The sequence below is a fragment of the Clostridium sp. BL-8 genome (assembly GCF_002006495.1).
In the GTDB taxonomy this organism is placed as follows: Bacteria; Bacillota; Clostridia; order Clostridiales; family Clostridiaceae; genus Clostridium.
Window position 1 is genome coordinate 1 of sequence record NZ_LZZL01000009.1, and the last position, 25,868, is coordinate 25,868.

25 protein-coding genes are annotated in these 25,868 nt (G+C 31.2%); 22 read left to right on the top strand and 3 right to left on the bottom strand.

From position 1 onward, the window contains the following. Positions 1-276: 276 nt before the first annotated feature. The 7 genes from CLOBL_RS03855 (at position 277) to CLOBL_RS03880 (ending at position 4,962) form a co-directional block, all read left to right on the top strand. Entirely contained in the window at positions 277-1,116 is an 840-nt protein-coding gene (locus CLOBL_RS03855; RefSeq protein ID WP_077857808.1) for an ABC transporter substrate-binding protein, read from the top strand. Further along, positions 1,113-1,259, top strand: coding sequence for a winged helix-turn-helix transcriptional regulator (locus CLOBL_RS03860; protein WP_077857809.1), 147 nt, complete (start codon positions 1,113-1,115; stop codon positions 1,257-1,259). The genes CLOBL_RS03855 and CLOBL_RS03860 overlap by 4 nt, the downstream gene beginning before the upstream one ends. A 72-nt stretch (positions 1,260-1,331) precedes the next feature. Further along, positions 1,332-1,895 carry a nitroreductase family protein gene (locus CLOBL_RS03865; RefSeq protein WP_077857810.1) on the top strand — a complete coding sequence of 188 codons (564 nt, stop codon included), beginning with the start codon at positions 1,332-1,334 and terminating at the stop codon, positions 1,893-1,895. A 180-nt stretch (positions 1,896-2,075) separates the two neighbouring features. Beyond that, positions 2,076-2,216 (top strand): hypothetical protein, encoded by a 141-nt coding sequence (locus CLOBL_RS27850; protein ID WP_179117677.1) that lies wholly within the window; start codon positions 2,076-2,078, stop codon positions 2,214-2,216. An 87-nt stretch (positions 2,217-2,303) separates the two neighbouring features. Continuing rightward, positions 2,304-2,726, top strand: a complete 423-nt coding sequence (locus CLOBL_RS03870) for a VOC family protein (protein WP_077857811.1) — start codon at positions 2,304-2,306, stop codon at positions 2,724-2,726. A gap of 352 nt (positions 2,727-3,078) precedes the next feature. Continuing rightward, a complete protein-coding gene (locus tag CLOBL_RS03875) occupies positions 3,079-3,933 on the top strand; it encodes an oxidoreductase (RefSeq protein WP_077857812.1) in 855 nt (284 codons plus the stop codon). A gap of 156 nt (positions 3,934-4,089) precedes the next feature. Further along, positions 4,090-4,962 carry an AraC family transcriptional regulator gene (locus CLOBL_RS03880; RefSeq protein WP_207652348.1) on the top strand — a complete coding sequence of 291 codons (873 nt, stop codon included), beginning with the start codon at positions 4,090-4,092 and terminating at the stop codon, positions 4,960-4,962. 301 nt (positions 4,963-5,263) lie between these two features. Here CLOBL_RS03880 and CLOBL_RS03885 read toward each other — a convergent pair whose 3' ends face one another. Both CLOBL_RS03885 and CLOBL_RS03890 read right to left on the bottom strand, forming a co-directional pair. Continuing rightward, complete coding sequence (locus CLOBL_RS03885) at positions 5,264-6,709, bottom strand: serine hydrolase (protein ID WP_077857813.1); 1,446 nt, start codon at positions 6,707-6,709, stop codon at positions 5,264-5,266. Between the two features lie 31 nt (positions 6,710-6,740). Next, complete coding sequence (locus tag CLOBL_RS03890) at positions 6,741-7,289, bottom strand: MarR family transcriptional regulator (protein WP_077857814.1); 549 nt, start codon at positions 7,287-7,289, stop codon at positions 6,741-6,743. A gap of 283 nt (positions 7,290-7,572) precedes the next feature. Here CLOBL_RS03890 and CLOBL_RS03895 point away from each other — a divergent pair, with 283 nt between their 5' ends. The 13 genes from CLOBL_RS03895 (at position 7,573) to CLOBL_RS03955 (ending at position 23,546) form a co-directional block, all read left to right on the top strand. Continuing rightward, complete coding sequence (locus CLOBL_RS03895; protein ID WP_077857815.1) at positions 7,573-8,166, top strand: MBL fold metallo-hydrolase; 594 nt, start codon at positions 7,573-7,575, stop codon at positions 8,164-8,166. 177 nt (positions 8,167-8,343) lie between these two features. Beyond that, positions 8,344-9,171, top strand: a complete 828-nt coding sequence (locus tag CLOBL_RS03900; protein WP_077857816.1) for a methyl-accepting chemotaxis protein — start codon at positions 8,344-8,346, stop codon at positions 9,169-9,171. 295 nt (positions 9,172-9,466) lie between these two features. Continuing rightward, positions 9,467-10,621, top strand: coding sequence for a PucR family transcriptional regulator ligand-binding domain-containing protein (locus tag CLOBL_RS03905; RefSeq protein WP_009171211.1), 1,155 nt, complete (start codon positions 9,467-9,469; stop codon positions 10,619-10,621). Between the two features lie 383 nt (positions 10,622-11,004). After that, positions 11,005-12,516, top strand: a complete 1,512-nt coding sequence (locus tag CLOBL_RS03910) for a methyl-accepting chemotaxis protein (RefSeq protein WP_077857817.1) — start codon at positions 11,005-11,007, stop codon at positions 12,514-12,516. Between the two features lie 403 nt (positions 12,517-12,919). Continuing rightward, on the top strand, positions 12,920-14,245 hold the full coding sequence (locus CLOBL_RS03915) for an aminotransferase class III-fold pyridoxal phosphate-dependent enzyme (protein WP_009171209.1): 1,326 nt from the start codon (positions 12,920-12,922) through the stop codon (positions 14,243-14,245). Between the two features lie 14 nt (positions 14,246-14,259). After that, a complete protein-coding gene (locus tag CLOBL_RS03920) occupies positions 14,260-15,411 on the top strand; it encodes an iron-containing alcohol dehydrogenase (protein ID WP_077857818.1) in 1,152 nt (383 codons plus the stop codon). Between the two features lie 183 nt (positions 15,412-15,594). Beyond that, complete coding sequence (locus tag CLOBL_RS03925; RefSeq protein ID WP_077857819.1) at positions 15,595-16,410, top strand: ABC transporter ATP-binding protein; 816 nt, start codon at positions 15,595-15,597, stop codon at positions 16,408-16,410. Positions 16,411-16,412: 2 nt separating this feature from the next. Further along, complete coding sequence (locus CLOBL_RS03930) at positions 16,413-17,189, top strand: ABC transporter permease (protein WP_009171206.1); 777 nt, start codon at positions 16,413-16,415, stop codon at positions 17,187-17,189. A 71-nt stretch (positions 17,190-17,260) separates the two neighbouring features. Next, positions 17,261-18,028 (top strand): ABC transporter permease subunit, encoded by a 768-nt coding sequence (locus tag CLOBL_RS03935; protein WP_009171205.1) that lies wholly within the window; start codon positions 17,261-17,263, stop codon positions 18,026-18,028. Between the two features lie 30 nt (positions 18,029-18,058). Continuing rightward, entirely contained in the window at positions 18,059-19,114 is a 1,056-nt protein-coding gene (locus CLOBL_RS03940) for an ABC transporter substrate-binding protein (RefSeq protein ID WP_077857820.1), read from the top strand. Between the two features lie 205 nt (positions 19,115-19,319). After that, on the top strand, positions 19,320-20,687 hold the full coding sequence (gene hydA / locus CLOBL_RS03945; protein ID WP_077857821.1) for a dihydropyrimidinase: 1,368 nt from the start codon (positions 19,320-19,322) through the stop codon (positions 20,685-20,687). Positions 20,688-20,775: 88 nt separating this feature from the next. Beyond that, the gene (gene preA / locus CLOBL_RS03950; RefSeq protein ID WP_077857822.1) at positions 20,776-22,278 is read left to right on the top strand and encodes an NAD-dependent dihydropyrimidine dehydrogenase subunit PreA; all 1,503 of its coding nucleotides are present in this window, start codon (positions 20,776-20,778) and stop codon (positions 22,276-22,278) included. A gap of 44 nt (positions 22,279-22,322) precedes the next feature. Continuing rightward, on the top strand, positions 22,323-23,546 hold the full coding sequence (locus CLOBL_RS03955; protein WP_009171201.1) for a Zn-dependent hydrolase: 1,224 nt from the start codon (positions 22,323-22,325) through the stop codon (positions 23,544-23,546). A 52-nt stretch (positions 23,547-23,598) separates the two neighbouring features. Here the strand turns inward: CLOBL_RS03955 and CLOBL_RS27855 are convergent, their stop codons facing one another. Next, positions 23,599-23,772, bottom strand: coding sequence for a hypothetical protein (locus tag CLOBL_RS27855; RefSeq protein ID WP_179117678.1), 174 nt, complete (start codon positions 23,770-23,772; stop codon positions 23,599-23,601). A 182-nt stretch (positions 23,773-23,954) separates the two neighbouring features. Here CLOBL_RS27855 and CLOBL_RS03960 point away from each other — a divergent pair, with 182 nt between their 5' ends. Together CLOBL_RS03960 and CLOBL_RS03965 are read left to right on the top strand one after the other, a co-directional pair. Further along, complete coding sequence (locus CLOBL_RS03960; RefSeq protein ID WP_077857823.1) at positions 23,955-24,719, top strand: zinc dependent phospholipase C family protein; 765 nt, start codon at positions 23,955-23,957, stop codon at positions 24,717-24,719. A gap of 230 nt (positions 24,720-24,949) precedes the next feature. Further along, positions 24,950-25,819, top strand: a complete 870-nt coding sequence (locus CLOBL_RS03965) for a hypothetical protein (RefSeq protein WP_077857824.1) — start codon at positions 24,950-24,952, stop codon at positions 25,817-25,819. Positions 25,820-25,868: the final 49 nt, after the last annotated feature.

Sequence of the window (25,868 nt, forward strand, 5' to 3'; positions counted from 1 at the left end):
TAAATATTTATGAAAAAAATTATTATCAACTTTGTAACTTTATTATAATTGGCTAGTGTGTCAAAATAATGACAAATTTAAATCTAAATTATAATATGTAAAAAATACGTAGTAAAATTTTAACCAAAATAAATAAAGAAGTGAAGAGAAAATACAAAATAAATAGAAAGGTAAAAAGGTGTTTGCATTTAAAATTTTCAAAGCACGAATAAGTCATATTTAAATTTCAAACAATAATTATAAAAAATAATTAGAGTTTTAAGGAGATTTTTACTTATGAAAAAAATATTCACTTTAATTGTTATTATAGGTATTATTGCAATAATTGGATGTGATACGAATAGTAGTAAAATCGCAACAACCAATATTGCACCAGCAAGGGATAGATTACAAACAATAAAAGAAAAAGGGACACTAACTTTTATTTCAGCAGATGCCCCGCCTTTTGCTTATATAAATACTGAAACAAATAAGCTAAGTGGAATTGATGCTGATATCATAGCTGAAATTGCAAAGCGACTTGGAATTAATAAAATTGAAGAAAAGAAAATAAAATTTGCAGATCTATTAAACCAACTAAATACTGATGATAGTATAGATCTGGCAGCAGATGGAATATATATAACTCCTGAGCGTGAAGAGATAGTATCATTTACTCAGCCACTATATAAGGAATCAGAAGTTGTTATTGTTCCAAAAGTTTCAAAAATTAATTTTAAGGATGATTTGAAAAATGCAGTGGTTGGAACTATAAGAGGTACGAAATTTGCGGATTTAATACAAGATTGGAAGAAAAACAACTTAGTAAAAAATGTGCTGTTTTTCGAATATAGTCCTAATTTATTGAATGCTATAAATAATGGGGAAATTGATGCAGGTGTATCTGATTCTGCTTTGGTAAAATATTCTTTAAAAAATAATAGTTTTTATTTAAAGATATTAAGGGATTATATTCCTGAAATACATGGACTTGTAGGAATAGCAGTTAAAAAAAGCGATATCACATTATTAAATGCTTTAAATGAAAAAATTAATGAGATGAAAGCAGATGGTACGTTGTATGCGATTCTTGTAGAGAATGGATTAGATAAAAGTAATACGATTTATAATCAATGATTGAAGAGGGGATTATTGACCGCATTGATTTTAATAAAAAGCCTTTACATGTGGAGTATAAGCTATCTACTTTAGGTGGAAGTTTAAAACCAGTTATTGAAACAATAAAGCAATGGGGACATTTGTATAAAGAGCAAGTATAGGAACTTTTTTGTTCGTACTGTTCATATAAAAAAAGTCGTTATATAATAGTTTTATGAAGGAGCTGATATTATATGAAGACAGTCTTAGAAGTTATAAAAGAAAGAAGATCTATAAGATTTTTTAAAGAAGAACAGATAAAAGAAGAAGAGTTAGAGAAAATTTTAGAGGCTGGTTTATGGGCGCCGTGTGCAGGAAATCTACAAGCGGTAAAATTTGTTGTAGTTCAAGATAAGAGATTAAATGATGAATTGGGAAAGATAAATAGAGAACTTTTCGGAGCTGCAAGGAGAAGCGATAAATCAAGTGGAAGTATTGCTGATGATGATAGTATTAAAAGTGCTTTTTATAAAGCTCCTGTAGTAATTTATTTATTTGCACCAGATAATTATCCTTATGCAATTCAGGACTGTTTTGTTGCAAGTCAAAATATTATGCTTGAAGCAGCAGAAATAAATATTGGTTCTGTTTGTATTTCAAGAGGAGAAAAAACATTTGAAACTGAATTAGGTAAGAAAAGTAAGGAAAAATGGGGATTAGATAGTACTTATCAATGTCATAGTATAATTCCTCTTGGTTACATATCTAAAAATGGTAAACCGCAGCCAAGAAAAGAAAATAGAATTATTTTTGATTAAAAAGATTTATGTATTGTTTGAAATTTAATAACGTATTTAAATATCACATTATCGTAGTAATAGATAGATAATGTGATATTTTCAGGTGTTAATAAATATGCAATTATTTTGTGTAGTTCGGAAAAGTCTGCTCGAGCACTACACTATATACTTATTAAATATTAGGATAATACGTTTAAAATGTTAAATTCATCAGCTATCTATGGTAATGGCATTGATAATGTGGTTTGGGAGAATTTTATTATTGAATCTAATGGAAAGCTAAAATTAGAGCGAGACACTCCATACATACATACAGGTGCAGGAATTCTTATAGAGTAGTTTCCTAAACAAGGAAACTAAAATTTCTTTAAAGTTAATTGTAAGCTAATCAGCGTGTAAATTCTAATGGAATAAGGAGGTGAAATAATGGTTCAATCAGTTGTTCATATTGCTTTAGTAGTAAAAGATTATGATGAGGCAATTGAATTCTATACAAAGAAACTTCATTTTACATTAGTAGAAGATACATATCAACCTGAGCAAGAGAAAAGATGGGTAGTAGTATCGCCACCAAGTTCAAATGGAACAACAATATTACTGGCAAGAGCATCTAAGCCAGAGCAAGAGCCTTTTATAGGAAATCAAGCAGGAGGAAGAGTTTTTCTTTTCTTAGGAACTGATGATTTTTGGCGTGATTATAATGAAATGAAAAAAATAGGAATAGAATTTGTTAGAGAGCCTAAAGAACAGGATTATGGAACAGTAGCAGTATTTAAAGATTTATACGGGAACTTATGGGATTTGGTTGAGTTCAATAAAAATCATCCAATGTTTAAAAGAGTTAAATAAATTACAAAAATAACTTTACATCTTCTTCGTAGCTATCTTTTTCAAACATTTGTATCCTCCTAGTTTTTTTATAATACTATATCAAAGCTAAATTACTAAATCAATTTAGTTAGCTTTGATAGCAGTTATTTTGTGAAGTTATAAAAAATATTGTAACTATCCATAATATGATGCTTGTAGAAATTATGAAAAAAGCAATTATGGATGAGCAGAGCAGGTTGAATGGTTATTGAATTATTAATATGAACTTAATTGACAAATAAAATGAACCTCAGAGAAAAGCTTTAATAAGATATCTCTGTTATTATAATCACATTAGTTATAAAAACTGATGTGAAAGGAAAGATGTAAAATGACAAGACAAAAAGTATGGTTTATTACAGGTGCTTCTCGAGGCTTTGGATTTGAGATTACCAAAGCTGCATTGGCTGCAGGGGATAAGGTGGTTGCAACTGCTAGGAGCATGAAAGGAATGGATCCAATTGAAAAACTAGGGACGTCAGAAAATGTTTATACAACATTATTAGATGTAACGGATGAGCAGCAAGCAAAGGAGGCAGCAGCAAAGGCAATTGAGAAATTTGGTAGAATAGATGTATTAGTGAATAATGCAGGTTATGGTTTGCTTTGTGCTGTAGAAGAGGGAACTTCACAGGAAGTAAAGAGACTTTATGAGGTTAATGTATTTGGTCTTTTAAATGTAAGTAGAGCTGTTCTTCCATATATGAGAAAGCAACGCTTTGGTCATATAATTAATTTATCCTCAGGGGGAGGATTAAGTGGTTATCAAGGCTGGGGGCTATATGGATCAACAAAATTTGCTGTTGAGGGTATAACTGAAACCATGGCAATGGAGCTTGTACCTCTTGGAATTCATGCAACTGCAGTAGAACCCGGTTTCTTTAGAACAAATTTCCTAGATAAAACATCTCTTGCTCATTCAGTAGCTATAATTGATGATTATTCAGAAACTGTAGGTAAGATGAGAGAATTAGCAGGAGAGTTAAATAGAAGACAACCTGGAGATCCTGGAAAACTTGCACAAGCTATTATAAGCATTTCAAAGGCTAATAAGCCTCCAGTTCATTTGCCTCTTGGAAGTGATACAATTGATATTTTTAGAAATAAGGTAAAAGATTTCGAAAAAGAAATTCAGCAATGGTATGATATTATTATAAGTACCAATCATGATGATGTGACAGTTTAAAATCAATTAGAAGCATTCGGCTATATTAAAGGTATTTATAATATAAGAAATCTAGGGCAAATATTTCTTGATTGGGAAGATAATAATGTATTATCATTTAGCTTAGTAACAATTTGATAAGTATTACTTTGCATTCTAATAAAAGGGGTGAAAAAAGTGACTGCTTTATTCAAAAGGGTAGTGAAGGCACCAAAGGATCTAGCTAGTATTACAATGTTGAAGCTTAAAGGATTATCAGTTATAGGTGCATGTATTTACTCAGGTGTAAAAACTGGAACTATGTATCTGCAAGATCATGTCCTTTTATTTGTTCTAGAAGGAACATACATAGTTAGATTTGGAAAGAAGGAATATAAAGTTAGGAAAAATGAAATGGTATTACTGCAGAAAGCAATTGTCATAGAATATGAGAAATTCGGAGAATCCGATTCTGAGTATGCATTGGATTATATGATGTTTTTTCTAAAAGATGAATTGTTAAATGAATTTTTAAACATGTCTAATATCAAATATTCCTATCCTTCAGTACCTATTCCAGTTACAGTGCACTCTGCCACTGAACGACTACAAAGCTATATAGCTTCGCTTAAACCTTATTTTAAAGAGTCTAAAGAAGTTAGAGATGAGCTAGTAAAGCTTAAGCTTTTTGAGCTATTATTTAATATTGTAGATGCAGACGAGAAACTTTTATATCAATTTTTACAGCTTAAGCGCAAAGAACCTTCGAGCATTGTTAAAGTGATAGAGGAAAATCTTATGAATCCTGTATCATTAAATGATCTTGCATATTTATCAGGAAGAAGCTTATCAACCTTTAAGAGGGAGTTCCAAGCTATTTATAATGAACCAACATTCCAATGGATTCGCAATCGTCGGTTAGAGAAAGCAAAAGAATTATTAATGAATTCGGGATTATCCGTAACTGATGTTTGTTTTGCTACGGGTTTTGAAAATGTAGCACATTTTTCTAAGAGTTTTAAGAAAAAGTATGGAATTCCCCCGTCAGAAGTAAAAGAATCATTAAATTAATTAATAATTAAATTTAATTTCATAATATCCGAGATATAAATAGCTTTATTATATTTCAATTTATCTGGCTGAATAAAACTATTAAAAATTATGCATATATAATTTTTAGTATTGGTATTGTATTTGTAAATTGAAATTCAATACCAATACTAATTAGTTAATCTATATTTATAATACTCTTGTACTTTGTTTGAAACTAAACTGTATTGATATAGTGTAATCAATAAGAGATTTAACATAGATAAATTTTTTAGAAAAGAATCAGTATTTATAAATGCTGCATACAATATTTATACTATCCTTATTGACATTTCATAAACAAAATTTCCTTTACAGTCTGCTCGAAAGGTATTGAAACACTTTTAATATATCCTGTGCTATCATAATTAAATGTCACATCAATCAAGGAATATTCCATCACTATCATGGTAAAAATGTCATAGCATTTATGATTAAGTGTAGATTCCATATTATTATAAATTAATTTTAAGCTATTATCTTTCACTTCGATTTTTAAAGAACCATATCCTGGATTTTCATATATACCTTTATATTCTTCAAGGGAGTGGGACGGAGATAAGTTTTCTTTTTTAGAGCTTTTTGTAGGTTTAGTAGCAGATTTCATTGCTTTTAACATCTTTTCAGCTTCAGCTTGTAGTTTTTCACTAAAATCACTATGGTCATATCCTAAAAGCTTGTCATATATATGGTATGCTATAGGCATTGCACACACGGGATTATTTAAATTAGTAAGAATAACTACGCCAATATTCTCATCTGGAAGAAAACTTGTATAGGAGCAAAATCCATCTATATTTCCACCATGGTTAACGTGTTTTCTTCCTCTATATGCTTCAACAAACCAGCCTAAGCCATAAGATGAAAATTGTAATTCATCAAACTTTAAAGGGATTAGCTCACAAGGGAGTTGAGGTGAATGTAACTCACTTATAGTTTTTTCAGATATAATTTGTTTTCCGTTTACTTTACCTTTATTCAAATGAAGGCTAAGCCATTTTACCATATCAGTCAAATTTGAATTCATAGAACCAGCAGGAGCAACAGCATCTAGTTTTCTAAAGTCTATCTCATTAATTTCTTCACCTTTTTGTGCATAGGGCTTACTGTAATCAGAAGACTTTTTTGAAACATCCACTGAGAAATTTGTGCTACTCATACGAAGCGGTTCAAGAATTCTTGATTTCACAAATTCTTCCCATGTCATTCCTGTAACCATTTCAACAAGGTAGCCAGCTATGGCATACATCAAATTATTATATTGCCATGTTTCTCTGAAATCTTTACTAAATTCCAAGTATTTAATTCTATCTACCAGCTCTTTTCTGCTTAAAGAAGGGTTGGTATACCATAAAATATCATGTCTAGGTAATCCAGAACGATGACAAAGCATGTCCCTTAATGTAAGATGTTCCTCAGCATATTTATTTTGCATCTCAAAACTAGGCATGTATTTTTTTATAGGGGTATCAAGATCAAGCTTACCTTCATCTACTAATATACCTATTGATAGTGAGGTAAAAGATTTACTTGCAGAACCTATAGCAAATAAAGTATCTTTTGTGACATTCAAATTTTTTTTGACATCGCGAAGACCTAATCCAGTGCAGTATATTAATTCATCATTTTTAATAATACCTACTGCCATTCCAGGAATTTTCCATTTCTTCATGTATTCAGATAAGAAATCATCAAGATCTTGAAAGTTATTCGATATATCATTTTTCATAATACTATACCATCCTTATTTATTAAATTTTTTATTTTCTTTCATTTCTTGTTCTTTCAAATTCGTTTAATGCTCTCTTTTGTATTTCTTGTGCATCCTTACCCATATCAAATTCAGCTTCTTCTTCAAAACCATCTTGTTCTTCGCCATCAAATCTATATAATTTCTTTAATAACGTCCATAAGATTTCCATTTCCTCAATGGAAAAGCCTTTAGAAAGCATACCAAAGAACTCCATCGATTTTTCGGCACCTATCATCATGGCATCTGTTCCAGCTTTAGTAATTTTTACATTAACTGCACGTTTATCATATTGGCTTGGTACAGTAATGACATATCCTTTGCTCTCTAAATTAGTAATTAATTGTTTTACACTCTGCTTTGTTGTACCTAGTTTTTTAGCAATATTATTTAGAGTTGTTTCATTTTCAGGCAAATGAATAATAGCAACCATTGCCATAAGCTGTCTACTAGTTAAAGGCTCACAATATTCATCACCTTTAATTTGAATTTTATTAGTAAGAGAAAACAGAGTTGCATATATTTGTTGTATTAAAAAAAGCGCTTTATAGTTATCCATAAAATATCTCCTCCTTAGTTGGACAATATACTGTCTAAAATTACGATAGCATATTATTCCAATATAGTCAATATACTGTCTAATTACTTTTATAAAACTGTTTTATCATCAAATGAGTAAGATAGACTTATCATCAGATGAAGATAGTTATTGACTTTACAGTAGAAAAGTAATAAGGTTTTATCTATACAATTTAATCTTGAGTTACTTGCAGCCAGTCTCGAACTTTATCAAAATTACAGAAATAGTACTCTATATAATTATAAATGGATGGTGGTTTAAAATGGCAAAATTATTTTATCAAGGACATGGAAGTTTTAGAATTGTAACAGACAATGAGACCGTTATTTATGTAGATCCATATGCAGGAGAAGGATATGAACTTCCTGCAGATATTATATTGGTTACACATGAACATGGGGATCATGCAAATGTGGAATTAATTACTCAAAAAGAAGATTGCAAAATTCTAAGGGCAGAATCTATGCTTATAAATGGAGAATATAAGAATGTAACTATCGAAAATATAGAAATAGAAGCAGTTCCAGCTTATAACAAAAATCATGATATAAATGAATGTGTAGGTTATTTAATTAAAACTGATGGTGTGAAAATTTATGCAGCAGGGGATACTTCAACAACAGAATATATGAAAACAAATTTGTGTAATGAAAATATAGATTATGCGCTATTACCATGCGATGGTTTTTACAATATGGATGTAAAAGAAGCAGAAAAGTGTGCAGAAATTATAAAGGCAAAGCATGCTATACCGATTCATACAAAACCTGGTGAATTATTTGATATAGAGGTAGCTGAAAAGTTCCAGCCTTCAAATAGGTTAATTGTAAGAGCTGGAGAAGAAATAGAATTATAATGATAATTTTTAGATAGTTTAAAATATAATGACATTAGGCATTTTAAATAAATTTTAACTTTAGCTTTAACTTTCCTTATGCATGTACTATAATTGTAACGACTATTTAATATATAAATGGATAATTTCAAAATAACATATTAAATAGTATTATATACATACAAGGTGGTATTTTAAATGTTAAAAAATGATTTTGGAAGTAGTGCATTATATAGTATTTATGATGCAATTCCATATATTGAGACTTTCTTTGATAATGATATTGAAATAATGTTAACAGACAGGGAGAAGGTATTATATTACAAAGGAAGCAAAGAAATACAGTTTGGTATTAAAGAAGGAGATCCTGCTGGAGATTTTGTTGTAAAGGCTATGAATGCTGGGAAAACTTTAATTGAAGTAATTCCTGAAGATTTCTTAGGTGTAGCCTTTAAATCATATATGATTCCAGTAAAGGAAGAAGATAAGGTTGTAGGTTCAATTGCCATTGGTAGAAGTTTATCTAAGAAAAATTCAGTAACTAATATTACAGAAACATTAATTGGATCAATATCAGAAATATCGGGAGGAATATGTGATATTTCTGCAGGCTTTCAAGAATTAGCAGGCATGAATTCAGAAATAGTTAATGAAACAAATAATGCTAATGAAATGGCCAATCATACGGATCAAATAGTTGGATTTATAAAAGGAATTGCTTCCCAAACAAATCTGTTGGGATTAAATGCTGCAATTGAAGCTGCAAGAGCAGGAGAGCAAGGAAAAGGCTTCAATGTTGTCGCAAAGGAAATTAGAAAATTATCAAGTGAATCCAATCAGTCTATAGGAAAGATTGAAACAGTAATAAGAGACATATCAAGTGCTGTAAAAACAATAAATAACAAAGTGATTAATGTTAATAATATATCAGATAAACAATTAGCAGCCATAGAAAAAATAACAGGTTCAATTGAAAATTTAGAATCTACTGCAAAATTGTTAAGTAAATTATCTGAAGAATTATAATTGCTGATATTATATGGAGATTCTAATTAAATCCATACATTTTAATGGACTCTGTAAGGATTTAAACTGCAATTTGCTATAGATCATATAAACAATTGTATTTTCTTAATTGCAGCATGTATATTAATTTTTTCGTAAAGTAAATATTAAAACAAAAAGGATATTTTGGTGATTATCAAAATATCCTTTTTATATATTCAAATTGTAAAATAAAAATCTTAGTTATTAAAAAAATTTATTTATGATATAATAAGCATAAAAAATTTCGGATTTTATCCATTGGTGGTGAAGAAAAATGTCAGTTACTGTAGGAAAACTGTTTGGAAATGGAGCTGTTTTATATCAGATGAAATTGTTAGCTGGTCAAAAGGGGCTCAATAATCTTGTGGAATGGGTTCATATTATTGAAAACGATGAGATTAGTGAGTTTCTTCATGGAAAGGAAGTTGTATTTACTTCTGGTATTCTAAACACTAATGATGAATGGTTATTAGAATATGCAAAAAAGCTATATAGTGTTGGTACGAGTGCTTTTGTTGTAAATATTGGACCATATACAAAATCAATACCACAAAAAGTAATAGAATATTGTGATGCTGTCAATTTGCCGCTTTATACTATTCCATGGGAAACGCGGATGGTAGATGTAACAAGAGATATATGTTATCGGATTATGAAAAGCGATGAGACAGAAGCGAGTATTGCAACTACAATTAAGAACATAATTTTTAAAATAGGTGATTTAGATACATTAATTCTACAGATGGAGAGATATGGGTATTTAAGAGACAGCCGTTTCTGTTTTATTGCAATATCTTTTGAGAACAGTCAGAATAGCGATGAAGATTATAACATGAAAAAAATAAAGATGTATTCAGAAAGAATTGCTAGAAGTATTCATCAATTATATATTTCATTTTCCTATAATGATTGTTGCATTTTAGTTCTTGTAGATTATAGTGATTATGATATTGATAATTTTGTAAACACTTTCTTAAAGAATTGGGATGATGGTTTGTGGGAAATACATTTAGGCATTAGTGAAAATTTAAATGATATTAAAGTGCAGGATGAGAATTTTAATAAGGCATTAACAGCTATGAAGATGGCAAAAAAGAAAGACAAGAAGGTTATTTATTATAAAAAACTTGATATTTATAAGCTGCTTTTAAATTCTAAGGATAAAGAAGTGCTAAAAGAATATTATGAAGATACCTTAGGGAAATTAGAAAAATATGATAAAGAAAATAATACTGATTTAGTTGATTTTATGTATATGTACTTAGAAAACAATGGGAGCCAGAGTCTTGTAGCCGAAAAGCAGTATATTCATAGAAATACAGTTAACAATCAATTGAAAAAAGTTGAAAAGATTACGGGATATAACCCGTTAGATTTAGAAGAAAAACTAAGGTTCTATTTAGGATTTTATATTAAAGATCTGCTATAGATTTACAATAGCTTGTAACTCATCACTTTTAACTCATAATTAAGTTAAGGCACTATCAAATAAATACAAGTCCGATTGCAAGGATATTTTGGACTCATTATTTATTTTCATGTGCTAAGTGTGCATGTGCACAGATTAATATGGTCATTTGCCTGCTTAAAAATATAAAAAATATGTGTATAATTTATATTATTACAAATGGAAAAAGGTAGCAAAGGAGCTTATTCATAGAATAAGCTCCTTTTTAAATTAAAAAGCTTTAAAAAAGTGGAATTAAAGATGAAAGGGTGAGAATTTAATTGAATTGTAGAAAAAAACTTTTAAAGTTAAGAGTATATGAGTTACCAGAGAATTAAAATTTAAAGAATAGGGAAGTGATAAAGATGAATATTAATAGTTTAAATTTAGCAGAGTTAATTATAATACTGGTATTAATGGGATTACTTATAATAAAAAATTGGAGGAGTAAAAAACTTAAAAGTGAATATGATATGGCAGTTCAGAAAATAGTTTCAGGAAATTTTTCATTTGATCTAACAAATGAAAAAGAAATTAATAATAATTTTATAAAAATAACTAAGAAGCTGTTGTTTTGGGTATATAGCACTTTAAAATCATCAACAGAAATCTCAGAGCAGGTAAAGCAGGTAAATAAATCCTGCATGGAATCTATAAGAACGTCTGAAGAAATAAAGAGCAAGTTTGCTGAATTTGATGAGAAATCTAAATCAACCCTCAGGCATTTGGAGGAATTAAATAAACTATCAATAGAAACTTACAATTCTCAAGAAAAAATATATAATTTATCTAATAATGCGCGTGAAACTGCAAATAATACAGAAAATAATATAAAATCAGGAAGCAATACAGTTGAGATTGCGGTTAATATACTTGAGGATATGAATGTACATATAGAAAATTTAACAAATCATATGGGGAGTTTATCAAGTATAACCAATAGGGTTGATGATATGGCTCAATTAATAAATAAGCTTTCTTCTAATATTAATCTGCTGTCATTAAATGCGGCTATTGAGGCAGCAAGAGCTGGAGAGGCAGGAAAGGGCTTTGCGGTTGTAGCGTCTGAAATTGGCAAATTGGCTGATGAAAGTTCTGAATATGCAAAAAATATTAAAAGCAACATATCTGAAATAAATACAAGGACAAATGAGGTGGTTGATGCTATGAGCATATTATCTCAAAAGAGGACAGAAGCTCATGAGTCAACAAATTCAATTAAAAATTATTTTAATGATATTAATAGTGAAATTATGGAAATAACAACGTCTATACATACGGTGTCTGGAAAAATTAAAGAGGGATTGGACTTTAATAGAGAGATTAAAACAACTTCAGAGGATGTTTCAAACTTCTTCGAAGAATTTATGGCCGAACTCGATTTAATAAATGAAGATATTAAGTATCAAAATAAGTTAGAAAATGATAATGCTGAAAGCTGCAATAATATGCTAAACTCCATAGAAAACATGCTTAAGTTTACTCAAGAGTTTGAAAATATAATAGCAGATAAACTTGTTAGCAAATGCAGGATGATTTCTGAGAAATTAGTGAAAGGAGATTTAAATAAAAATAATATAAATAAATATTGTGAAGAAAATGGAATATCAGAAGTTTATATAACCAACGACGATGGGGTAACAATTATGACTAATAATGCTCCAGCCATGGGCTTTAGATTTACAGAGGACGAAACATCTCAATCACATGTATTTAGAAAAGTCCTTGAAGATAGGAATTCTATAGTTACACAAAACTTTCAGAAAAGAGACCTAGATAATAGATATTTTAAGTATGTAGCTGTTTCAAGAAAAGACTCAAAAGGAATAGTGCAGGCAGGCTTAGATGTTGAAGATATATTAGCTTTAAAGATATGATAAGGTATAAAAACAAAAAAGGTGAGGCGTGTTTCAATTTACAATGACAATTAGGCACATGAAAATAAATAACGAGTCCCAAATGCCTTGAAAGTGGACTTGTTATTTATTTGATAGTGCCTTAAGAAATTTTATCCTAAATTGTTCATTGTAAACTATAAATTGAAGAGCAGCCCAGCCTTTTTTTACTATGAGTTCATAATTTATAACTCTCAATTGAGTTAAGTGTGCAACTGCACAAATAAGATTAGTCACTTATTTATTGAAACGGAGTATAAGCCATTATATAATAAGTACAAGTTAAAGAAAAAACGAATTTATATAGGAAAACAGCAACGGAGCTTGTTCACTTGAATAAGTTCCGTTTTTTATTTGCATAAGTAAAGTAAGGGGAGTGTTTAAAATGAATAGTGAAGAAATTAAAAGTACATTAAAAAAATATAATTTGCAATCTTGGAGTAAGCAAAGAAATATAAATCCAATTCCAATAGAAAAAGCTGAGGGAATTTACTTCTGGGATTATGATGGGAATCGTTATTCAGATATGTCATCACAACTTGTAAATATGAATCTAGGCTTCGGAAATAAAGCCATAGGAGATGCAATTAAAGAACAGGTTGATAAATTTTGCTTTATAGGCCCATCTTATGGAGCTGAATCTAGAGCAAAGCTTGCAAAAAAAGTAGTTGAACTAATGCCTGACAACATGGGAAAGGTATTTTTCACAAATGCTGGTGCAGAATCAAATGAAAATGCTATAAAAATTGCAAGAATGTTCACTGGAAAGACAAAAGTTTTCAGCCGTTACCGCAGCTATCATGGATCTTCTTTTGGATCAGGAAACCTAACAGGAGAACCTAGAAGATATGCATTAGAACCAGGAATTCCAGGATTTATAAAATTCTTTGATCCATATATTTATAGAGAACCAATTGAATTTGAATCTGAAGAAGCAGCTACAAAATATTATTTAGCAAAACTTAGAGAACAAATTATTTATGAAGGGCCAAATAGTGTGGCAGCTATAGTGCTTGAAACTATTACAGGATCAAATGGTGTAATTATTCCACCAAAAGGATATCTTCCAGGAATCAGAGCATTATGTGATGAATTTAATATACTTATGATCTGCGATGAAGTTATGACAGGTTGGGGCAGAACTGGTAAGATGTTTGCTTTTGAAAATTTTGATGTAAAACCAGATATAGTTACTTTTGCAAAAGGTGTTACCTGCGGATATGTTCAGCTTGGTGGTGTTGTTGTAACTAAAGAAATTGCAGAATATTTCGACGATAATCTATTATCTTGTGGTTTAACATATAGTGGACATCCTCTAGCTTGTGCAGCAGGAGTTGCTACAGTAAATTATTATGAAGAAGCAAATATATTAGAAAATGTTAATACAGTAGGTAAAGTGCTTGGTGAAAAATTAGAAGCTATGAAAGCCTCTCATCCAAGTGTTGGAGATGTAAGATATATAGGATTATTTTCAGCAGTTGAACTTGTAAAAGATAAAACAACTAAGGAACCATTAGTACCATATGGCAAAGATCCGGAAGGAATAATGGGAAAAATAATTGGTCTTTTAAAAGAAAGAGAATTTATGACTTACTCTCATGAGAATATGATATTAATTTCTCCTCCGTTAATAATTACTAAAGAACAATTAGAAGAAGAACTTGCAAAATTCGATGAGGTGTTAAGCATCGTAGATAAAGAATATATTTAGATGAGGTGAATTAGATGGCATATGAATTTAGTTTACCAGGACGTACAATTCTTGGAGATAACGCATTAGAGGCCAGTGAAAATGTGATAAAGACTTTTGGAAAAAAAGCATTTATAGTTTCAGGAAAAAATGTGACTAAAGCGGGGACAGTTAAAATCCTTACAGACTGCTTAACTAAATGGGAAATTGATTTTGAAGTGTTTAATGACATTACAGGTGAACCAACAGAAGTTATGATTGAAAGTGGTGTAAAAGCGTATAAGGCAGCAAAGTGTGATTTCTTAATAGCCATAGGTGGAGGAAGCCCTCTAGATAGTGGTAAAGCAATTGCAGCAATGACAAAATTAGAAGGCGAGATATGTGATTATATGGGAAAATCAATAGAAGGAGATTTTCCCAAAATGGTGCTAATTCCAACTACAGCAGGCACAGGATCGGAAGCTACAAAATTTACGGTAATCACAGATTCAAAGAAGAATATCAAAATGCTTCTAAAGGGAGAAGCATTGCTACCAGATTTGGCAGTTATTGATCCTAAGTTTTCACTCACAGCACCAAAAGGCGTAACAGCAGCAACTGGAATGGATGCACTTACACATGCAGTAGAAGCATATACTTCTAAAAAAGCAGGCCCATTAACAGATACTTTTGCTTTAGCTGCTATTAAAAGAATTTTTGAGTATTTACCTCTAGCTTATTTAAATGGTCAAGATAAAAAGGCAAGAGAAGAAATGGCTATAGCAGCTTATGAGGCAGGAATATGTATAAATAATTCTTCTGTAACAATAGTTCATGGAATGAGTAGACCTATAGGAGCTAATTTTCATGTAGCTCATGGAATTTCAAACGCTATGCTTATAAAGGAATGTTTAACTTATGTTTTAGATGGAACCTATAAACGTTTTGGAAATATAGGAAGAGCAATAGGTGCAGCAGACGAAACAAAAAGTGATAAAGAAGCAGCAGAAGCTTTTTTAGAAAAACTTAAAGAACTATGTGATATATGCGAAATTCCTACTTTAAAGGAATATGGAATTAATAAAGAAGATTTTGATGCAGTAGTAAATAAAATGGCCCAAGATGCCATTGACAGTGGAAGTCCATCTAATACAATAAAAGAGGTTACAAAAGAGGATTTATTAAAAATATATAGTCAGCTATGGTAGAAATTAAATAAAAACTAATAATAAAATTTTCTTAGATTATTAAAAAATATAGAACAATTGCAACGGCGCAAAACCTAAAAAGTTTTGCGCCGTTTTTTAATTGAAAGAAAGCTAGCAGCTTTAATTCAAAATTGTTAATTGTTAACTGCAAATTGTTAACTTGAGAAAAGGAGGTTTAAATTGATGAATACAGCGATAAATAAAACTGAACTTCCAAATTCAATGGAAGAAAATATAGAAATAAAAATAGAAAATTTAAGTATGGTTTACCAAGATAAAAATGGAGGTGAGCCAGTAACAGCACTTAAAAATGTAAATTTAGAAGTTAAGGAAGGCGAATTTATTTCACTTCTTGGACCCTCAGGTTGTGGTAAAACAACTTTACTTAGAATAATAGCTGATCTGCTTCAGCCTTCAAGTGGAAAAGTAACGGTAAGAGGACAAACTCCGAGAGATATAAGATTACAAAAAAAATATGGAATAGTATTTCAAAACCCAGTTTTATATGATTGGAGAACAGTTAGAAGAAATGTATGTATGCCTATGGAACTTTTAGGAATGCCTAAGCCTAAGCGTACAGAAAGAGTTACAGAAATGCTCGATTTAGTTGGACTCACGAATTTTGGAAAACATTATCCTTATGAACTTAGTGGAGGAATGCAGCAAAGAGTTGGGATTGCCAGAGCACTTGCAATTAATCCAGAAATACTTTTAATGGATGAACCATTTTCAGCCTTAGATGAATTTACACGTGAGAAGCTTCATGAGGACTTACTTAATATATGGACAAAAACAAAAAAGACTGTAATATTTGTAACTCACAATATTTCAGAAGCAGTATTTTTATCAGATAAAGTGGTAGTGCTTTCACCACATCCAGGACGTGTTTCAGCAGTAATTGATATTGATATACCAAGACCAAGAAACATGGAATCAAAACAAACAACACAATTTTATGATTATATAACAAAGATTCGAAATAGCTTTGAGGGGGTGTAGCCATGATAGATAAGAAAGAAAAATATAAGGTTAATTTAGTCTGGACTATTGGAATTATTCTAGTTTGGGAATTAATTGCTTTCTTTCTAGACAAAATAGCTAAAGATCCTATGGCAGCATCAAAATTGCCATATCCTCATGAGGTTGTAATATCAATTACTCAAAATTTTACAGAACTTGTGGGAGCAGCTGGATTGACTTTTTCAAGAGCAGTCATGGGTTTTGCTCTTGGAACAGCCATAGGGGTTGTGTTAGCAATAATTATGAGTTTATCAAGGGTTGTTGAAAAAATATCTTTGCCATACCTTATTGTATCGCAAATGGTACCTGTTTTAGGGCTGGCGCCTATTATCTTCACTCTTGTAAAAGATATGGATGCATCAAGAATAATAATTGCAGCCTACATCACGTTTTTTCCAGTATCCATAAATATGTTAAGTGGATTAAACAGTGTTGATAGCGAAAAGAAAGAATTACTATATTCTTACGCAGCAAAGAAAAAGAGCATTTATTACAAACTTATGATTCCATATTCTCTTCCATATTTATTTGCAGGCTTAAAAATAGCAGCACCAATGTCAATTACAGCTTCTATTTTAATAGATATGCTTGGCTCAAGCGGAGGAATTGGAGTAAAGCTTCTTTATTCTTTATATTCAGGAACAAAAGATGTATTTTGGGCTTCAGTGGTGACAAGTGCTCTTATGGGTATTATTAGTTATTTCATTGTTATCTTAGCTGAAAAAATTTGTATGCCTTGGAGAAAACAAATTACATAAAACGCGTAAAGAGATAATTGTATTAGAAATTATTAGTTTTGGAATACTTCTTAAAGAAAGGGGATCAATATATGGGAGAAAAAATTAAAAATGTTCTATGGCCATTAGGCTTTGGAATTTTAATAATAGCTATTTGGGAATTAGGTTTTATCCATAGTGCCTTGGGTTTTAAGCCTTTTCAACTACCAATACCTTCACAGATAGTAAAAACGCTGCAGAGTAATTTTTCTAAAGCGATATATGATACTTCGGTTACAGTATCAGGAGCATTAGTGGGAATGGCTTTAGGCTGCATAATTGGTTTTATTGTTGCTCTTATAGCTACTCAGTTTCCAAAGTGGGGTTATACAGGACTTACAGTAATATCAGCCTTTAATGCAATTCCAATTGTTGCATTATCGCCTATAATGAATCGCTGGTTTACCAGTGGATTTGCACAAAAGGTTGGAGTCGTAACAGTTGTATGCATGGCTGCAATGGCAATTAATGCCTATCGTGGTTTAAATGACTTAAAACCATTTTCAAAGGATCTGTTAGAATCTTATGCAGCATCCAATAAAATTATATTTTTTAAACTTCGTCTGCCTAATTGTCTTCCAAGTATATTTACAGCATTGAAAATTAATGTTGCGGCAGCAATAATGGCAGCTATGATAAGTGAATATTTTGCTTCCTCAACTTCAGGTATTGGCTTTGGAGTAAAAGATAATTTAAGAAAAGGAATGATGGCAATGGGGTGGTCTTACATAGTTATGGCAGCTGTAATTGGTATTGTTCTATACTCAATAATTATACTGGTAGAACGCAGAGCTATAAAATGGCATGCTTCACAAAGATAAAAATTTTATTTAATAGGGAGGAATTTAATTATGAAAAAAAGATTATTAGCTTTATTTACAATGATAATGATGATGACTGCAATGCTTATAGGATGTGGATCTAATTCATCCTCATCAGGCTCGTCAAATTCAGGTGACACGGCAAAGACAAGTGACGGAGGACTTCAAAAAGTAACACTTCAATTAAAATGGCTTCCACAATCACAATTTATGGGATACTATGTTGCAGCAGCAAAAGGTTACTATAAAGATGAAGGAATTGATCTTCAAATTCTTCCAGGTGGAAGTGACATTATTCCAGAACAAAACGTATATAACGGCGTAGCAGATATTGGAGTTAGCTGGGTATCAAGTTTAATGACATATCAAGCTCAAGGCTATAATTTACAAGAGGTTGCTCAAACCTTCCAAAAGTCAGGTATGTTACTAGTATCTAAGAAAGAAAAAGGAATTACTTCACCAAAAGATTTAGCAGGTAAAAAAGTTGCTAACTGGTTTGGTGGAAATGAATATGAACTTCTTGCATTACTTGCAAAATATAATCTAGACAAAGATAAAGATTTAAAGCTTGTGCAACAAGACTTTACAATGGATCAGTTAAAAGAAGGCTCTGTAGATGCAGCTTCAGCAATGACATATAACGAACTAGGTTTAGTACTTGAAGGTGGAACAAGCAAAGACGACTTAAACATAATAGACATGAATGATGAAGGCGTTGCAATGATGGAAGACTGTCTATTTGTAAATTCTGATTGGGCATCTAAAAACAAAGATTTATTAGTTAAGTTCTTAAAAGCTTCAATCAAAGGTTGGCAGGATGCAGTTAAAGATCCAGAAGCAGCAGGAAAGACAGTTTACGATGTTGATAAATCAGTATCTTTAGATCACCAAGTATACATGGCAAAAGAAGTTGCAAAACTTGTAGCTCCAGAAGGATTTGATACTTCAAAGATCGGACAAATCGATATGAACGCGATTAAACAGACAGGAGATTTCTTAAAGAAATACAATAAAGATCTAGCTAAAGATCCAGTAGTTGATGATACTACATTTACATCAAAATATTTGGATGAAGCTGAAAAATAGTTATGAATTATAAATTATAAGTTATGAATTATTAGTGACAAGTTATTAAGTTAAGGATAGAAGTTTTAAGTCAGGTTTAAAAATTTTTAATTTAAATTTTAAAGATTATAGAAATATAATTTTGAAAAACTTAAGGCTTTTCTTCCTTAACTTATCACTCATAACTCGTCACTTATAACTAAAAAAGGTTGGGAGGAGAATTTTTATGGATTTAATTATTAAAAATGGGACTATTGTAACACCATCAGAGTCTTATATAGCTGATATAGGTGTAAAGAATGGGAAAATAATAGCAATTGGAACTGGTTTTTCTGAAGAAGGTGCTACGGTAGTAGATGCAAGGGGAAAGTTAGTATTACCAGGTGCCATTGATGCTCATACACATTTAGCAATGCCATTTGGAGGAACAGTTTCAGCAGATAATTATCTTGCAGGAACAAGAGCAGCAGCTTGTGGTGGTGTTACAACAGTTTTTGATTATCCAATGCAAAGAAAAGGAAGTGGGATAATTGAAACCATTGAGTCAAGAAAAGATATCTGTGATGCTGAAGCCTGCGTAGACTATGCATTTCACTGCTGTATAACAGACTTAAATGGCGGCGCTATTTTAGATGAATTTGAAGCTGCTGTTAATTATGGAATTACAAGCTTTAAATGCTTCTTAGTATATAAGAAGGAAGGCATGATGGTAGACGATGGAACTTTGGTCAAAATATTATTAAAAGCAAAAGAAACAGGTGCTATTACTAATATTCATGCAGAGAATCCAGATGTAATTGACTTGAATATTGAAAAATTCTTAAAAGAGGGCAAGACTTCAGCCTGGTATCACTATTTAAGCAGACCAGAATTTGTAGAAGCAGAAGCTGACAAGAGGGCAATTCACTGGGCTAAATCGGTGGAAGCACCATTATATATAGTTCATATGGCAGACAAAGAAGGCTTGGAAGCAGCTATAGCTGCAAAAAATGATGGTCATGAGATTTATATAGAAACATGTCCACAGTATTTGGAATTTACCTGTGATGTATATAAGAGAGAAGATGGAAGAAACTTTGTATGCTCACCACCAATGAAAGGTCAGGAGAGCCAGGATGCACTTTGGAAGGCAATTGAATCAGGTGCTATAGATACTGTAGCTACAGATCACTGTCCATTCCAAAGCTATGAAAAAGACTGGGGAAAAGATGATTTTACAAAGATTCCTAATGGTTGTGCGGGGGTAGAAAACTTATATCCTTATATGCTTTCAGCAGCAAATGAAGGGAAAATAACTTTTAATCGTGCAGTTGAATTATGTTCGTTTAATCCAGCTAAAATATTTGGATGCTCAGATAAAGGATCTTTAGCAGTTGGAAAGGATGCAGATATTGTAATTTATGATCCAAATAAAGATTTCACAATTTCAGTAGATAACATGCATTCAGATTATGATCACACTATTTGGGAAGGAAAGAAACTTCACGGATATCCAGTAAAGACCTTTGTACGTGGAAATTTAGTATATGATGATGGAAACTTTGTTGGAAAGCCAGGGTTTGGACAATTTGTAAAGAGAGTAGGACGTAAATAGTAAGGCAGACGAAAGAAAATAGGCAAGGTTACTTACTTGTTATTTCTTTGATAATGCTTAAACAGGCAGATAATTAGGAGGAATGGAAATGAGTAGTTTATTTAATAAGGATATTTCTATTAATGAATATGTGTCAGGGTGCCTTTTATGTAATGAAGCACCTTGTAGTAAAGCTTGTCCCCACATGCTTGAGGCGGATAACATTATTCGTTCTTTAAGATTTGAAAACAAGGCTGGGGCAGTGAATAAACTGCCACATCCGCTTCCTTGTGAGACTTGCAAAGGAAAACCATGCAAAGAAGCATGTTTAAAAGGAAAAATTAATGAACCAGTACCAATCGATAAAATTATGAAAGCAATTGCAGCTGAACCTAAAGTAAAAGAGGAAGATGTTGATTTATCTATAGATTTTTGCGGTGTTCATACTGAAAACCCATTTTTCCTTTCTTCATCAGTAGTTGGAAGCAATTATGAGATGGTGGCTAAGGCTTTTGATATGGGATGGGCGGGAGTAGCTTTTAAAACTATCGGTATGTTTGTACCAAAAGAAGTTTCTCCAAGGTTCGCAGCTTTAACTAAGGAAAATTTACCTTTTATAGGTTTTAAAAATATAGAACAGATTTCAGATCATACATTAGAAGAAAATATTCAGTTTTTAAAACAGTTAAAGAAAGATTATCCAACTAAAGTCATTGTTGCATCAATTATGGGACAGAATGAGGAAGAGTGGACTAAGCTTGCAAGGCTTATGACAGAAGCAGGAGCTGATATCATAGAATGTAATTTTTCGTGTCCGCATATGACAGGTGAAGGTTTAGGCTCTGACGTTGGACAAAATCCAGAATTAGTTGCTTTGTATACTAAGGCAACTAGAAAAGGAACTCATTTGCCAATACTTGCAAAGATGACACCTAATATTGGCAACATGGAAATACCAGCAATGGCTGCAATGAAAGCAGGAGCTACAGGAATTGCTGCTATTAATACAATTAAGAGTATTATGAATATAGATCTGGAGAGCTTTGAATCTGCGCCAAATGTAGAAGGAAAGTCAAGCGTTGGAGGGTATTCTGGAAAGGCAGTAAAACCAATAGCATTAAGGTTTATTCATAATATGAAGGTCTGTGAGGATTTAAAAGATGCACCTATAAGCGGAATGGGTGGTATTGAAACGTGGGTAGATGCAGCTGAGTTTTTGGCTTTAGGCTGTGAAAATCTACAAATAACTACTTCAGTTATGCAATATGGTTATAGGATTATTGATGATTTGATAGGTGGAATGAAATTATATTTAAGTTCACAAGGTTATAAAAGTGTAGGTGAAATAATTGGGAAAGCCTTACCTAATATTGTTCCAGCAGATGAGCTTGAAAGAGACGGTATATGCTATCCAAAATTTGATAGAGAAAAGTGCTTAGGTTGTGGAAGATGTTATTTATCATGTTTTGATGGAGGGCATCAGGCTATAAAAATGGATGAAAAGACAAACAAACCTATGCTTATAGCAAATAAGTGTGTTGGATGTCAGTTATGTTCTACTGCCTGTCCAGTTAATGCAATCTCACCAGCCAAAAGAGTAATAAAAAAATAAAGTTTTTTAAATAGATTAAACGGATTTAAAGGGAGGATATTGATATGATTACATGTAATATTGAAAGAATGGACGATAAAATTAAAACTTTTAGCAAGTTTGGTGATACAGGAAATGGAGGTATAACAAGATTATCTTTATCTCCAGCAGCTTTAGAAGCTAGAGAAGAATTTTGCAAAAGGTGTAAAGCCCTTGGAATGGAAATAAAGACAGATGATATGGCTAACATTTATGCAACAATTAAAGGTGAAGCAGATTTACCAGCTATTATGATGGGATCGCACGCGGATTCAGTTAAACAAGGAGGAAATTATGACGGTATTCTAGGTGTTCTTACTGCTTTAGAGGCAGCAGAAACCATAGTTACAGAAAAAATACCTCATAAACATCCAATAACAGTAGTTATATGGACTAATGAAGAAGGTGCTCGTTTTGAACCAGCAATGATGTCATCAGGAGTCATAACAGGAAAATTTGATAAAGATGTAATGCTTGCATCTACAGATACAGAAGGGGTTACATTTAAAGAAGCTTTAGAAGCTAGTGGATATATGGGAGAACCTTCTAATAGAATGACTCCTGAAAAATATATGGCATTAGTAGAGCTTCATATAGAGCAAGGACCAGTCTTAGAAGATGAGAAAATTGATATAGGCGTTGTTGAAGGTGTCTGCGGTATGATTAACTACGAATTTACATTTGTAGGTCAGGCTGATCATGCAGGAACAACACCAATGAAATATAGAAAAGACGCGTTATATGCAGCAGTAAAAACAATTCAATATCTCCATGATGAACTTGATAAACTTGACAGTAAGCTAGTATATACAACAGGAAAGATTTCAGCGCATCCAAATATTCATACTGTTATTCCTGACATCGTAAAGTTCACTTTAGATGCTAGGCATCAAGATCCAGAAGTGATTAAGCAGGTTCTTAGCATTATTAAAGCTATTCCTAAGGTAGTTGAGAAATGTACAGCAAGCTATGAGGAAGCATGGTCACGTAAGACAGTTCATTATTATCCTGAATTTATAGATTATGTTGAAAAGAACGCCAAGGAATATGGATACTCCTCAATGAGAATGTATAGTGGTCCAGGCCATGATGCACAATTCATTACAGATGTCATTCCAACTACAATGATTTTTGTTCCAAGTAAAGATGGACACAGTCATTGTGAAAAGGAATTTACACCTGTTGAAAACTGCTGGAAGGGTGCAAATGTATTATTACAAACAATATTAGATATAGATAAAAGTAATTAAGAGTTAAGTATAAAAGCCAATCTTATGACGTTAATGCATAAGATTGGCTTTTTTATTTAGTTAAGTCTTTTATTGAAGTACTTTTTAATGAAGGTCTCTTTTCAATATCAACTATTCCTAAATTATAGGGACCATAAGCGATTATAGAATCTAGATGACTATCTGTAACAGCATTCATATCATTAATTTTGATATTTTTGTTAGAATCTTTATATTTATCGAACATAACTATACCTCCATGAATTATTCTTTTGAATCCATATATATATATATATTTTGCCCAATAGGATGTTTAAAAATACAATATAATAAAATTATTTATATTAAAAGATTAGATTCTTTACGGATAATAGTCAGATTTATGTTTATAATAACTTTAGCATAAGTATATTAATAGGAATGGTGATTATGGATACTCTAGAAAAATCTTATTCATATGTATTTAAAGGCATATTAAAAGCTGTAAATCCTATAAAGAAAAAAATAATAAAGACTGAGTGTAAAGTTCATAAATTCATAAATGTTCAGGCCGTAATAATATTAAAAAATGATGGACATATAGAAGCACATAAAATTATGAACTTATATATAGATGATATAAATGCAGGAGTAGTTTGGGCTGATCAAGATCTAAAAAGCAATAATCATTTTTATAATCCACATAAGGACAAAGGACTATATGGAAGCAGCAATGCAAAAAAGGAATGCATATCATACTACGCAAAAGCTCTTGATGATTATTTTCATGGTGATATTAGAAGTTCGATGTTCTATTTAGGGGCAGCTTGTCATTTAATTCAAGACTTAACAGTTCCACAGCATGCTAACGTTAATTTATTAGATAATCACAGAAGTTATGAGAATTGGGTAATTAGAATGCATATACATTATGATGAATTCAAAATAAAAGAAGGAGGAATATATTTTAATTCTCTAAATCAATATATTATTTCTAATAGCAAAAGAGCTATAAATATATATAGAAAGCATTCTCATGTGAAAAATAGGAATGTAAGGTTTCGTCTGATTACTTCTAGGATACTAACAATGGCTGAGGCTACCACTGCAGGTTTAATGTTTAAATTTTATAAAGACATAGAAGAAATTAAGTCCATTAGAATTACTAAGCAGAAAAATTCTTTTGAGGATATTATAAGGAGATTAATAAGTTAATTGGAATATATAATATTAATTAGCATATTTTTTTACAAAATATGCTATAATTAATTTATGATAGCAAAGTTTTCTAATATTATGAAAGTAAATATGTATGATGATAAAAGGACGTAATAGTAAGATTTGTTATGGATTATAAATTTTAGGGATTGTGTTATTTTTTATTGGATTAAATTTGTAGATGTATTTAAATAGTTATGAAGGCTTATTTTTAGGAGGAGAGTTAGGTGAGTAAATGCATAGAAGATTTACAAAATGCTGACACTTTAAAAAAGAGGACGAAGAGATTAAAAATAGGAGTTTTAGTTACTATAATAATAATTATATTTGGAACTATAGGAGTATTAAAATATAAATCAAATAGAGCTTCTACTGATAATTATTTATCATTAAATACAATAATTAGTACATTTGATAAAGGAGGTCTAATTCTCAAAGAAGATAAGTTAAAGTCGCCAGAGGATTTTGCTTTAAATGAAATAAAACCTGCTATTTTTAATATAGGAGATAGGAAGGATACACTTCTAATATATATTTTCAAGTCTTTTTTAGAACGAGATGAAATACTAAGACAAACTGATAAGTTTAACAATCCATTTTCTATAGAACAAATTCCTTTTAAAGCTAAGAATGCACTTATTGTTTATATTCCTTATGAATTACCAAAAACCGAGGAGGAGTATGCACCTATTAATAAACTGATAAGTTCAATTTCTTCTACAGTGTTTAAGCAATTAAATGATGGTAAAGAGAAAGTTTATAAAGGAGAAAGTGCAAACTGGGAGGGAACTTTTACTTTTAAATACTACGAATATTGGCTTCAAGATGAAAAGGCGATTCATTATGATAGTTACAGTTGGACATTCCCAGAAATCAAGTATAAAATGCCTGATATAAATGCCGTGGGTCCTATTACGTTTGAATATAAAGCTGGTAGCGAAAGTGGTAAATCCACAGGTATAATGCTTAATGAAGATGGACATGCTGATTTGGGAAGCGGAGGCGGTACTGGCCCAATACCAAGGGAAAATGAAGAAGTAAGTTTCACTATTAAATGGGAAGATAAAGAAGAGCATATTGTATTAAAGCCTCAATAATAAATGACAAAAATATTACAAAAGAATGTTCAAAGAAGAATATTACTGA